9 protein-coding genes, 2 tRNA genes and 1 pseudogene are annotated in these 12258 nt (G+C 57.2%); 4 read left to right on the top strand and 8 right to left on the bottom strand.

Features of this window, described 5'->3' with window-relative positions; translation table 11 throughout:
• Window positions 1-406 precede the first annotated feature (406 nt).
• From NOR51B_RS10330 to NOR51B_RS10320, 4 genes and pseudogenes are all read right to left on the bottom strand, one after another.
• A complete protein-coding gene (locus tag NOR51B_RS10330; protein ID WP_050759462.1) occupies window positions 407-3076 on the bottom strand; it encodes a cation-translocating P-type ATPase in 2670 nt (889 codons plus the stop codon).
• Window positions 3077-3146: 70 nt separating this feature from the next.
• Window positions 3147-3429, bottom strand: a pseudogene (locus NOR51B_RS15405) (IS3 family transposase); the annotation flags it as partial.
• Window positions 3430-3606: 177 nt separating this feature from the next.
• Window positions 3607-3683 (bottom strand) — tRNA-Asp (locus tag NOR51B_RS10325).
• Window positions 3684-3758: 75 nt separating this feature from the next.
• A tRNA-Val gene (locus NOR51B_RS10320) sits at window positions 3759-3834 on the bottom strand.
• 133 nt (window positions 3835-3967) lie between these two features.
• On the opposite strand from NOR51B_RS10320, the gene queD reads away from it, so the two are divergent.
• Window positions 3968-4333, top strand: a complete 366-nt coding sequence (gene queD, locus NOR51B_RS10315; protein WP_040482017.1) for a 6-carboxytetrahydropterin synthase QueD — start codon at window positions 3968-3970, stop codon at window positions 4331-4333.
• Window positions 4334-4619: 286 nt separating this feature from the next.
• On the opposite strand, the gene NOR51B_RS10310 is transcribed toward queD, so the two are convergent.
• On the bottom strand, window positions 4620-5387 hold the full coding sequence (locus tag NOR51B_RS10310) for an alpha/beta fold hydrolase (protein WP_009020144.1): 768 nt from the start codon (window positions 5385-5387) through the stop codon (window positions 4620-4622).
• A gap of 52 nt (window positions 5388-5439) precedes the next feature.
• Here NOR51B_RS10310 and NOR51B_RS10305 point away from each other — a divergent pair, with 52 nt between their 5' ends.
• Window positions 5440-6264, top strand: a complete 825-nt coding sequence (locus NOR51B_RS10305; RefSeq protein WP_230198450.1) for a hypothetical protein — start codon at window positions 5440-5442, stop codon at window positions 6262-6264.
• 42 nt (window positions 6265-6306) lie between these two features.
• On the opposite strand, the gene NOR51B_RS10300 is transcribed toward NOR51B_RS10305, so the two are convergent.
• The 3 genes from NOR51B_RS10300 to NOR51B_RS10290 are packed head-to-tail and all read right to left on the bottom strand — an operon-like array spanning window position 6307 to window position 9574.
• Entirely contained in the window at window positions 6307-7125 is an 819-nt protein-coding gene (locus tag NOR51B_RS10300; protein WP_009021325.1) for a crotonase/enoyl-CoA hydratase family protein, read from the bottom strand.
• Between the two features lie 15 nt (window positions 7126-7140).
• Window positions 7141-7695 (bottom strand): nitroreductase family protein, encoded by a 555-nt coding sequence (locus NOR51B_RS10295; protein WP_040482016.1) that lies wholly within the window; start codon window positions 7693-7695, stop codon window positions 7141-7143.
• A gap of 46 nt (window positions 7696-7741) precedes the next feature.
• On the bottom strand, window positions 7742-9574 hold the full coding sequence (locus NOR51B_RS10290; protein WP_009019599.1) for a beta-ketoacyl synthase: 1833 nt from the start codon (window positions 9572-9574) through the stop codon (window positions 7742-7744).
• A gap of 358 nt (window positions 9575-9932) precedes the next feature.
• Between NOR51B_RS10290 and NOR51B_RS10285 the strand changes: the two genes are divergently transcribed.
• On the top strand, window positions 9933-11111 hold the full coding sequence (locus NOR51B_RS10285) for a thiolase family protein (protein ID WP_009018904.1): 1179 nt from the start codon (window positions 9933-9935) through the stop codon (window positions 11109-11111).
• A gap of 19 nt (window positions 11112-11130) precedes the next feature.
• Window positions 11131-12240: a 3,4-dihydroxy-2-butanone-4-phosphate synthase gene (gene ribB / locus NOR51B_RS10280; RefSeq protein WP_009020308.1), complete on the top strand. Its 1110-nt coding sequence runs from the start codon at window positions 11131-11133 to the stop codon at window positions 12238-12240.
• Window positions 12241-12258 lie beyond the last annotated feature (18 nt).

The raw sequence follows: 12258 nt of genomic DNA, 5'->3' as shown, positions 1-12258 counted from the left end.
GATCAATCATCACTCACTGCCCTGCTGTTACGCTGACGGCAGCGAACGACAGTCTATGTACGACAACTTCGAAGCTTGAAGCATCATCCACCTCGAGTAACGCTGTGCCGGGGCTCACGATTGATTCACTCTTTTGCAGTATGTATAGGAACTGGTCGTCGACAGACGATTGTGCTCGAGAACACAACACGGAATCCGGGTCAGGAATACGACCTGAACAAGGTGCGTGAAACGGTCGAAGCGGGCGCTGGCTACGTCAGTCAAAGAAACGCGCACGAGCAGCATTCAGCTACCCAGAACGTGGTGACGTATTTGATTGAACAACTAAAATTCCATGAATCACAGAGATCATCAGAACCCTGAACAGAGACGAAGCTAGTTGCTCGCCGGCAAATGGACTCGCATATCAATCTTCAGATCGTATACGGACAAGCCTCTTGATTGGCGGGCCGAAGACAACCGGGACAAAACTGGCCACAACGGCCAACAACCAGCCAACAGCACCGGGATGGCTGAGTGACAGTACCGATGCCAGTGGCGGCAGGTACACTGCCGCGCCGAGAAGGATCAGACAGAGCAGCAGAGCCATCCAGATCCACGGATTCCCAGTGATTTCATTGCTCAACCACCGGGCAGGGTCATCGCGCATATTGAGCACATGCCACATCTGGCCAAGCGAGAGGGTCAGGAATGAAACGGTAACTGCCCGCTCCCCGCTATAACCCAGAAACAGTATCGCCACAGTCATGGAGCCGAGTACGGACGCCGAAATCAGGCCCCCGTAAAGAGCAATCAACAGCCAGTGCTCGCGCATGAGTATGCGCTCGTTTGCGGGTCTGGGCGGCTCCGACATGGCGCCCGGCGCGCCGCCACCAACACCCAACGCCAACGCAGGGAAGACATCAGTGACCAGATTGAGAAACAGAATCTGCAGCGGGAGAAGCGGTAATGGCGCGCCGAGGAGCGTGGCGATAACAACCACGAAAACTTCGCTGATGTTACAGGAGAGAAGATAGAGAACAAATTTACGAATATTTCCAAAGATTGCCCGACCCTGTTGAATGGCAGCAACAATGGTCCCGAACTCATCATCCTGCAGGACCATCGCCGCAGCCTCTCTGGCAACAGCGGTACCGCGTATCCCCATGGCAATACCAATATCTGCTTTTTTCAGGGCTGGCGCGTCATTGACCCCATCTCCCGTCATAGCGACCACCCGACCTTCGTTCTGATGGAAGTCTATAAGGCGCAGCTTTTGGTCGGGTGTGACACGCGCAAAAACCCGTGAACTTAGCAAGGTGCTACTGGAGCCGGCCGCAAATAGCTGCTGAAGTTCACTCCCAAGAATGACATTAGCAGTCTCATCGTTTTGGAGAATACCTGTGTCAAGAGCGATACTTCTCGCGGTGGCAGGATGGTCGCCCGTTACCATTACCACGTCGAGGCCTGCCTTATGGCATTGGTCAATAGCCTCCCTGACCCCTTTGCGCGCCGGGTCTTCCATGCCAACGATACCCAGGAGCTGGAGACTTCCGTAAGGCGAGTCGGCAGCGTTGTCGAGTCGACGCTGTGCGATTGCCAACGTACGCAGGCCCTGCGCAGCCAGCGCTTCGGCTCGTGCTAGCCACTGCTTCCGACCAGCGTCATCCAGCGCGCTTTCCCCATTGCGGGTCAATTGGTTATTGCACAATGGCAGCAGGTTTTCTGCAGCTCCTTTGACGGCGGCGAAAACCCCATCGCCACCCTGATGTACAGTCGCCATCCGCTTATTTTCAGCGTCGAAGGGCTCTTCGCGTAACTCCGGCATATCGGCAAGCAGCGTGGGACGATTCAGACCCGCTTGTGCCGCTGCGGCCAATAATGCCAGCTCTGTCGGGTCCCCGGTATCCTGCCCAGCTTCATCCTCGCTATCGCCTAGAGATGCATTTACGCAAAGCGCCGCGACACGAAGTAGACACAGCGTCAGTTCATTGTCCGCGAGGCTTTCGGCTTTTCTGCAGTCGACGTCTGCGTCCGCGAGCAGCATCATCGTGACTGTCATTCGGTTTTCAGTGAGTGTTCCCGTCTTGTCAGTCAGGATTAGGCTCGTTGCACCGAGCGTTTCGACCGCCGACAGACGGGTGATCAGGGCATTGCGTCTCGCCATACGCCACATACCACGGCCAAGCGCAATCGTGGCAACGACGGGAAGGCCTTCCGGAATCGCCGCAACACATAGGGCGATTGCAACCTCGATAGCCAATGACAGGTCACGACCGGCGAGAACCCCGGCTATCGCCAACAGCACCGCCATCGCGAGCGCGGCCCAGGCGAGGCGTTTACCCAGGGCGTCGAGTCGCTTCTCCAGCGGTGTTTGCTGCGGTCGCGCGGTGCTGACCTGGGCAAAGATACGGCCAAATTCTGTTTCCATGCCGATAGCAACGACCACACCTTTGCCGGACCCGCAGGTTATGGTCGTACCACGGTAAGCTAGGTTCGCACGATCCAGGAGTGTTGTCGTTTCCCGAATCGGGTCGATGTGTTTACTTACAGGGAGGGATTCACCGGTGAGCGGTGCTTCGTTCGTCTGCAGTTTGGATGCCTCGACCAGGCGCAGGTCTGCAGGAACCGCGTCCCCGGCCTCAAGGAGCACCACGTCGCCTGGCACCAGATCTGCTGCTGGTGTCATGGTCGAGTGACCATCCCGCAGCACTGTCGTCTCCGTCCGAGAGAAATGGCGAAGCGCCTCCATGGAGCGGGTAGCCCGCCATTCCGTAACAAAGCCGATAAGCGTGTTAATAGCGATCACCACAGCGATTGCGATGGCTTCAACGCCCTCGCCCATCGCACCAGCGAGCATCGCCGCTGCAACGAGGAGTAATACGACAATACTGCGAAATTGAGCCCACAGGATCGCCAGGGCTGATCGCTGCTTCGTATCTCGCAAAAGATTCGGGCCAAAAATCTCTCGTCGACGCAGAACCTCAATGGCCGTAAGGCCGAGGCTCAAATCTACCCGCAATGCCGACGCTAATTCAGTAGCGTCCTGGGCCCAGGGATCTGCCCCGCCGGGGTCTTTCGTAAAGGGGACTCGCAAAGCGGCATATCCTATAAACCATCGGGTCGTTCCTACATTCAAGAGTCTACCTGACCCATCGCTATTCGCACTACTTGCTTACACTTTGCCTGATACTTTGGACAGGTCTGAATCGGTCCCTGTCCTCTAGCCACTTACCCGCCGCTGACAATTCATTCCCATACTGCAGGGGCGACAACGGATTATTGAAACCCTGCCGTCGTTTGCTGTTGTAGGACATTATGATGTAGTCGACGATGTCGGTGCGGGTGGTTTCTTGCTGAGTAAATATGTCGCTTGATGCGTTCACGTTGGAGTAACTGGAAAAAGCGCTCGGCAACGGCGGCGTCGCGGCAGTTGCCGCGTCGGCTCAGTATGGAGATGATGACCGGTAGCGCTTACGGATTCAGGAATTTTGAGAACTACTCACTGCGCGTCTCGGCCCATTGCGGGCGGGATGGCATCATTAACCGAGTTTAGTGAAAACCGGTCCATGCCCCATTAATTGGATAGAGCCGGGCGAGCCAGCGTCTATGCGGTGTTGAAGGTAATGGCGGAGCGGACGGGACTCGAACCCGCGACCCCCGGCGTGACAGGCCGGTATTCTAACCAACTGAACTACCGCTCCAGGTAGACAGCGCGTGCGCGCTGGTTGCTGCTGTTTTGGCCAACTCCTGCACGCTTGAAAGCGTGTTAAGAGAGTTGGTGGGTGATGACGGGATCGAACCGCCGACCCTCTGCTTGTAAGGCAGATGCTCTCCCAGCTGAGCTAATCACCCCAAACCAGAGCCGCGCATTATAAGCAGGCCCCTTTCGCTGTCAACGGTTAACACGCAATATTTTCTCAGAGGGCGAAAAAACCGGTAGACTCCGCGCCGAATCATTCAACAAGACCAGGCGGGAATCAACCTCGTGGAACTGTACAAAGACTTTCGTTTCGAAGCCGCTCATCAGCTCCCTAACGTACCAGAGGGGCATCCCTGTGCCCGTTTACACGGCCATTCGTTCTGGGTGCGTATGACCATCGATGGCGAGGTGGATGAGCACACGGGCTGGCTGATGGACTTTGCCGAGATCAAAGCCGCGGTGACGCCTGTTATCGATAGGCTGGACCATTATTTTTTAAATGAGATCCCGGGACTGGAAAACCCGACCAGCGAGGTCCTGGCGATGTGGCTATGGGAAGAAATCGCACCCCGCCTCGAGGGGCTGGTTCAGATTGAAGTCAAGGAAACCTGCAATGCGGGGTGCATTTACCGGGGTCCGGGGACCTCCTGAGGGCGATTCCCCAAAAAAAATTAAGGATTTTTTGTGCGAAGGGTGTTGACGCTATAGATACTTTTATGCACACGCCCGTGATATCAACTTCCGAAGCCCTACTTAGTTGCATTTTAAAATAAGTGGCCTTACATAACACCCGTAAGCATCTGTTTTTATTATTTTTTTATTGATTGATCACTTTTTAACCAATTTGTAACATTTCCTGTACGGCCTCGGGTTGCCCTTAACTTAAACAAATTACCCACTGAGATATCCACAGGTATTGTGGACAAACCGGCGGCGCTTAGAGCAGGAAATCGAGCACCGCGGCATTGAACTCCGCCGGTTTCTCCGCGTGCAGCCAGTGGCCGGTACCCTCCAGCGTCTCAACCCGATAGTGACTAAACAATTTATCCATGTGCGGCGCGTAAGACTCCAGCACGTAGTCAGAATCGCCGCCTCGCAGAAACAGGGTTTCACCGTCGAAGGGCAGATCGGAATCAAGCCCCTCACGGAGCCCATCGTACGCCGCCTCCAGGCCCTCTCGGTTCAGACGCCAGACGTAGCGGCCGTCGTCGGCCCGCATCAGGTGTAGCAACAGGAACTGCACCACCGCGTCTTCCGAAATGAACTTGCTGAGCAAATCACCGGCCTCGCGGCGGGACGCAGCCGGGTTTCGAGCCACCTCGGCCATCCCGGCAAAAACCCCATCGTGCCCTCTGGGATACGCCACTGGCGCGATATCGGCCACTACCAGTCGATCGACCAATACCGGTTGCGTCAGGGCGAGCTGCATAGCCACCTTGCCGCCCAGCGAGTGCCCGACAAAGCTGGCGACGGGCAGCTCCCGCTGCTCCATCCAGTCGGCAACGGCCTTGGCGTAGCCCGCAATCGATGGCGGATCACTCCAAAAGGAGTGTCCATGATCGGGGAGATCCAGGCTATGCACCTTAAACTCGCCCTGTAAACCTCGAGCTATGCCGCCTAAATTACTGCCCTGGCCAAAAAGCCCATGCAATAAAACCACATCCGGGCCGTTTCCCAGCACGCTGTCGTGCAGCGTAGTGTTCATTGGTCGATCTCCTTTGTTAGCATGCACACCTTCGTTGAAATGGAATGTTGCTATGTATCACCGCTCCAGTACACCCCCCTCGCCTCTCAACACCATACTTTACCGCTTGGCCTCGGCCCTGATCATTGGTTTGGTCCTGACCGGCTGCTCCTCAGGAATCAGCACCGGAGGCTACAACCCGACGACCGTCCCGGCCGATTTCAATGCGGAGCTGACCGCTGCCAGTGAAATCAACACCGTAGTGGTGGCGAGCGTCAATCTGGGTCCGCCCTCACGATCATACCTTGATAAACAGGCCCCCCGAATCGATCGACAGGTGACTGAATATCTGAAGGATAACGGCTATCAGGTGCTGCCCCAGCGTGAGTTCAGCCAACGCTGGAACAATCTCATCCTGGTTTATGGAGATCCGGTGGACCCCACTACGGGCCGCGTCAATATGAAGACATTCATACAGATCATGCAGGGCGTTCGAGATCAAATGAAGGAACAAACCAGCGTCGATGCGTTCGTCTTCACCGATATCATCGAACGCGAAGTCATCTTCGATCAGGGTATCAACCGGGTGGCCCGCTGGGACGGAGTGTCGCGCAAACCCGCATTGCGTGGCGCCGGAACGGGAGTTTCAACAGCGTTTAACTGGGCCGAGCCGGTCTCTGCCGCTTCGATTCAAATCTCGATTTACAACATGGATCTGCAGAAGTTGTTCGCAGGCGTTGGCGGCATGGAGCTAAACGACGCCGTAGATACGCGCTCTGGTAACGGTTTTATCCGCCGTAGGGAAATCCTTGATAACGATAACTTTATCCAAGAGGGCATAGCGCTGGCGCTGCATCCGCTGATCGTTATGGACGACTGGCCCGGTGAAGCTGATTAATCCAGCATAGGTTCCTGAGCAGACCCCGGACGCGGCTCGGGGTCAATCAGAAAATTTAGGGGCTCGCTTCTCGGCCTGTGCCGTCAGCCCCTCTTTCAGGTCCTGCTCGCTGAGCATTCCGGCATTCCAGGCGGCCACGTAGCGCAGACCATCCTCGACCGAGTGGTCGCGAGTAAAGTTCAGTATCTCTTTGGTTCCGCGAACCGCAAGAGGAGACTTCTCGGCGATAGTCGCTGCGATATTACGCACGCCGTCCAGCAGTTGTGCCTCATCCTCAAAAACAGCATTGAATAAGCCCACAGACGCGGCTTCATCCGCTTCCATATTACGACCGGTAAACGCCAATTCGCGCACAATGCCCTCGGGAATCAGTTTGGGGAGTCGTTGCAATGTGCCCACATCTGCCACCATACCTATGTCAATTTCCCGGATCGACAGGATCGCACTGGCAGCGCCGTAGCGCATATCGGCATAGGAGATCAGGTCCACTGCTCCACCGAGGCAATAACCATGAATGGCAGCCAATACCGGTTTTCGGCAGCGCTCAATTGACATCAGATTCTCGTGCATCGCCCGAACATTTTGATGAAAAGTCTCGGCACGACGGGCCGGATCTTCACTGGAACCCGGCATGCCGGCGAGCATCGCAAGATCGATTCCTGCGCAAAAATGCCTACCCTCACCCCGGAGAATCACAACTCTCGCCGCAGACGCCTGATCGGCCCACTCAAAGGCGGTCTGCAATTCCTGCCACATGAGCGCATTCAACGCGTTGATTTTATCGGGGCGATTCAACGCCACCTCTAAAACCCGGCCCTCGAGTGTTAGCTCAAGGGTTGCAAGCGAAGGTACAGATACCATAGAAGCTCCAGCGCTTTAAAACGGAGAGACAAAATCCTGAATCGATTCATCGGGAAGCGGCTTGGCGGCGCCCTCCTGGGTCCCCAAATACAAAAAGCCGATGACTTCATCGCCCGGAGCACCGCCGAGACGACTGATCACCAGCGGATCCTGAGCGTAGGGTCCGGTACGCCACATACCGCCAAAGCCCAGATCATTGGCGGCTAACGACATGCCATAAAGCGCACAGGCCACCGCCGCCGCCTGTTCAACGCGGGGAACCTTGGGGTGCTCCACGTAGCGTAAAAGGCCAGCAATCATTACAGGCGCGCGCAGGGGCGCGCGCAATGCCTTGGTCCGCTCCGCCTCTGACGCATCTGGCTTGCGCAGTAACAGGCTCTCCTCAAATAAAGCGCCCAGTGCCGCACGACGATCGCCCTCCACCACCACAAAATGCCAGGGTCTCAGGCGCTGGTGGTCGGGCGCACGCAGACCGGCGGCGAAAATATCATTGAGCTGCCCCGCATCCGGGCCAGGCTCCACCAGTCGAGGGTGGGAATTCCTGCGCTGCAGGGACTGCAAAACCGACATGGTTCCTCCTGTGATGTTAAAGGGTGGCGCGTGCTGGAATCGCCGATTATTTCAGCTTCCAGCTATCGGGCACATCCGCACGCCAACTGACATCGAGATCGCCGAAGCGAATACCCTCGGCGTCGAAACTGATGTCCCCGTCGTTGAGTACACCGTCGTCAAAACGATACAACGGCGCCCACTCTCCCCTTAGTCGCGTACTTTCAGTAGCCGCACGATGAGAAGCGACGGTCTCGTTTTTGCCCTGCCATTTAAGCTCGGCACCTTTACCGTGGGCGCCGAAGACAAGCTCCCGGGTGGCATCGGGACTGAGCAGTGCAGCACTGGCGTTGTTGCCGCCGAAGCCTTTGCTGTTAACCACGGCAAAATCGCGACCTTCCAACTCGGTCGTTTCCAGTGTGAACGCCAGGTGGGTCTGCGCCACGTCATCGGCGACGCTATCGATGGTATTGATCGGGGGAATATACCCATGCTCCCAAATGCCCAGGGTTGCGCTGACCTGATCCCCTGCGGCGGCACCCAGCGAGTGACCCACAAAGCTTTTGATCGCAGAAACCGGCCACTGATCGATACCAAACACCGACGCCATACGATTCATTATCTGCGACTCGGTCACTCGATTTTGCGGAGTGCCGGTGCCGTGAGCCTGAACAAAGCCCCCCCGTGCCAGGCGCTCATCCCCGAGAATGCCACGCAGCGAGGTCAGCGCCCGCCCCATGGTCATGTAATTGCCCGGGCCAGGGCCAGTAATCGATTTTTTGGCGCCGTCTGCATGGACGAAGACATCGGCAACCGCTGCCTTGATTGGCGCCCCGAGCTCACAGACCAGCGCGTCGTCAAAGAGAACCAGCACCTGTGAAGACTCGGCCATCGTAAAGCCGCAATTGTCGCCGAAGGGACGGCATGCCCTGCGATGATCGGGGGCATCGCTGTCGTCGAGCCCGTCAAGGCTACGCAGACCCGCATCGGTCGCAAGAGCGCCCATCGCGGCATAACCCTCCATCACTGTGTGCAGGATGGGGGCCTCTGAGGCGCCAATAATGGCGACACGGGAACGGCCGGAACGGATATCGGCCGCTGCCAGTCGCAGATTGTACAAAAAAGTGGCGCAGGCGCCGAGGGCGGGACCCGTATTACCCAGGGAATGAAGCAGGTAGGCGTTGATGAAATCGCCGGGCATCTCGGCAAACCCCAGCGGGCATTGCTTCGACGTCACACGACGCCCGGTGGCGCGCGCGCTGAGCATACCGCCGGTTCCCGCATCATCGAGCTGCCCCATCGAGCTCGATACATAGACGCTGATGGCATCGGCGGGCACCCGCTGGCGAATCACTTCCCATTCAATTCCCAGATCAGCCAGGGCATCCGAGGCGGCAAATACGGTCATTTGCAGCGCCCGGGGGTGGTTGCGCGACGCATAGAGATCACCGGGGCGAAAGCCCGTGGGCAATTGACCCGCTGCGCCCACCTCAAATACCCGATGGCTCGGGAATAGCACCTCATGCTCACCGGCAACGGTAACACCGGTTCGACGCTTATCCCGCTTTTCCAGCTGCCAGTCCGCCGGCAGGGATTCCCCCGACCGACTCGCCGCCATCTCGAAATTGACGACGCCATTATTCGGTTTCAGTGTGACGGCACGGTTCCAGGGAACCGCGGAGGGGACAAAATAATCAGACTCGATACGACGAATCAACGTCGACATCAAAACGTCATCATCAGAACTGAATCCGGTAAGCGCCTTCAATGCCGCCAGCGTATCGCTGCGGGCGTGATGGGGCAGCGCATCGATGACCATACGCCGATAGGCATGATGCTGGGATGTGCGTCCAGCGCTGTTGATGCCTCCTGCAGCAACAACAACAGGGAGGTTTAACATGGAATGACCCTCGCATTCAGCGCAGCGGCTAGGGGTATACCCCTCGGCAGCCTCAGCCTGCAAGCAGCCGGAGCAAGCAGCGACAGGAGGTACCGCGGGTTACCGTCGTATGATCGAGATTATGACAGCTAAGACCGCCTGTTGTCCCTAACTGACCGCTCATCGCGCGGCTCATTGTGCGGTTTTTTCATTCCTGTCGCCAAATGCGATTGCGGCGGGTCGGCAAACCTCGGGGGGGGTCCGCGCCTAAGGACCATCCGAATAGCCCAATCGCATTGAGACTGGGCGGTAGCTGTGGCTAAATGCGCCGTCGCTTTTATAGTGAGTTTTGCAACCAATACGAGGTGGAGATTTTAAAATGACTGATTCTGTTTATCTGGTGAGCGGGGCGCGAACACCCATGGGCGGCATGCTGGGGGACCTAGCCGACGTGCCTGCTACCGAACTGGGTACCGTCGCGATCCGCGCCGTGCTTGAGAAAAGCGGAGTAGACCAGACAAAAATTGATGAAGTCTTTATGGGATGTGTGCTGCCCGCGGGTCTCAAACAGTGCCCTGCGCGTCAGGCGATGCTGGCTGCGGGAATCCCCTCAAGCACCGGCGCGGTCACCGTCAACAAAGCCTGCGGCAGTGGCATGCAGACGACCATTTACGGAATCGACAGCATCCGCACCGGCACGAATAACCTCGTTCTTGCAGGCGGCATGGAGAGCATGACCAATGCGCCCCAAATACTGATGACCGGACGCAAAGGCAAGCGACTCGGCCACACTCAGCTATTTGACCATATGTTCCTTGATGGCCTAGAAGACGCCTATACGGGCAAAGCAATGGGGATTTTTGCGCAGAACACAGCTGACGAAAATGGCCTCACCCGGGAAGAAATGGATGCTTTCGCGATTGAAAGCCTGACACGGGCCAAGCGCGCCATCGACGACGGACTGCTAACGGCGGAGATAGCGCCGGTCACCATTAGTTCACGCAAAGGTGATCGCATCATCACCGACGATGAGCAGCCACATAAAGCAGCCGTTGATAAAATTCCGTCGCTGCGACCCGCCTTTGTTTCGGATGGCACCATTACAGCCGCCAACTCGAGCTCTATTTCCGACGGCGCCAGCGCCCTGTTGCTGGCAAGCGAGGATGCTGTCAAGACCCACAACCTGAATCCATTGGCGCGATTCATCGCCCATTCGCGATTCAGCCGCGCCCCTGAAGATTTCACCATCGCACCGGTAGGCGCGATTGAAAAACTAATGGAAAAGACGGGGTGGAGCGCCGCTGACGTCGATTTGTGGGAGATCAATGAGGCATTTGCTATGGTCACCATGCTGGCCAGCCGAGCTTTTGATCTCGATCCGGCAAAGGTGAACGTCCATGGCGGTGCCTGTGCTCAGGGCCACCCCGTCGGGTCTACCGGTTCGAGAATCATCGTGACGCTGGCACATGCACTCAAACACTACGGTCTCAAGCGCGGTGTTGCCGCCCTGTGCATCGGCGGTGGCGAAGCGACAGCCGTTGCCATCGAGGTCGTGTAAAACGACAAGGAACCGGCTCATGCCACTCAGCTCTATTCCAGAACTCATCGACGACATCCGCGCCGGCAACATGGTGATTTTGATGGACGATGAAGACCGGGAGAATGAGGGCGACCTGATTATTGCCGCAGAGAAGGTGACGCCGGCGGCGATCAATTTTTTCGCCACCGAGGCCTGCGGCCTGATTTGCATGCCCATCACAGAAGAGCGTGCTCGGCAGCTTCGCCTGCCGCTGATGGTGCGCGACAACCGATCCCAGCACGAAACCAACTTCACGGTATCCATCGACGCCACCGAACAGGTGGCCGCCGGTATCAGTGCGGCCCAGCGGGCACATACCATTAAGCAGGCGAGCAAGAAGAATGCCGGGCCCGCCGATATCCGCCAGCCGGGTCATATTTTTCCGCTGGTGGCCAAGCCCGGCGGCGTACTCAAGCGTGCAGGACACACCGAGGCGGGCGTTGATCTGGCGCGTATGGCAGGTCTGGAGCCGGCCGCAGTGATCGTTGAGATAATGAACCACGACGGCACCATGGCGCGCCGACCCGAGCTTGAGGTATTTGCCGAGGAACATGGCCTGCGAATGGGCACCATCGCCGACTTGATCGAATACCGATCTCTACATGAGCATTCAGTGGAAGTCGTCAGCCATCACGAGATCAATACCGAATGGGGCCCATTCTCCCTGCATACGTTTTCTGATCACATCGACGATACGGTGCATTTCGCGCTTTCACGGGGTGAGATTCAGGGGGACCAACCCATCCCGGTACGGGTGCAGCCGATTAATACGCTTCGCGATGTTCTCGGTACTCGACTGAGTGACGGAAGTGCCGGCTGGTCCTATCGTTCCGCCATGTCGCATATAGCCGCGATTGATCGCGGCGTCGTCGTACTGGTGGGTAATCGGGAGTCCAGAGAGGAGCTGCTCTCGGACATTGCCTTGTTTTCAGGGGATGCACCAAAACGGGAATCGCCGCAAAATTATCGTCTGATTGGCACGGGCGCGCAGATCTTGAGGCACCTAGGCGTTCGCCGGATGCAGATCTTATCGGCCCCGGTTCGCTTTAACGCCCTCTCCGGGTTCAACCTGGAAATTACAGAATTTATCAGCGAGCCTCTCAGCTAAAGGCACCCGTCATCAGGA

Origin of the sequence: Luminiphilus syltensis NOR5-1B (assembly GCF_000158175.1) — a bacterium.
Lineage (GTDB): Bacteria > Pseudomonadota > Gammaproteobacteria > Pseudomonadales > Halieaceae > Luminiphilus > Luminiphilus syltensis.
Note: the sequence above shows the minus strand (reverse complement) of the source record. Positions and strands in the feature narration are given on the sequence as shown.

Coding starts and splice junctions, on each gene's coding strand:
- NOR51B_RS10290 (WP_009019599.1), bottom strand. CDS start 9,574: ATGTTAAACCTCCCTGTTGTTGTTGCTGCAGGAGGCATCAACAGCGCT.
- NOR51B_RS10305 (WP_230198450.1), top strand. CDS start 5,440: ATGTATCACCGCTCCAGTACACCCCCCTCGCCTCTCAACACCATACTT.
- NOR51B_RS10295 (WP_040482016.1), bottom strand. CDS start 7,695: ATGTCGGTTTTGCAGTCCCTGCAGCGCAGGAATTCCCACCCTCGACTG.
- NOR51B_RS10285 (WP_009018904.1), top strand. CDS start 9,933: ATGACTGATTCTGTTTATCTGGTGAGCGGGGCGCGAACACCCATGGGC.
- NOR51B_RS10310 (WP_009020144.1), bottom strand. CDS start 5,387: ATGAACACTACGCTGCACGACAGCGTGCTGGGAAACGGCCCGGATGTG.
- ribB (WP_009020308.1), top strand. CDS start 11,131: ATGCCACTCAGCTCTATTCCAGAACTCATCGACGACATCCGCGCCGGC.
- NOR51B_RS10300 (WP_009021325.1), bottom strand. CDS start 7,125: ATGGTATCTGTACCTTCGCTTGCAACCCTTGAGCTAACACTCGAGGGC.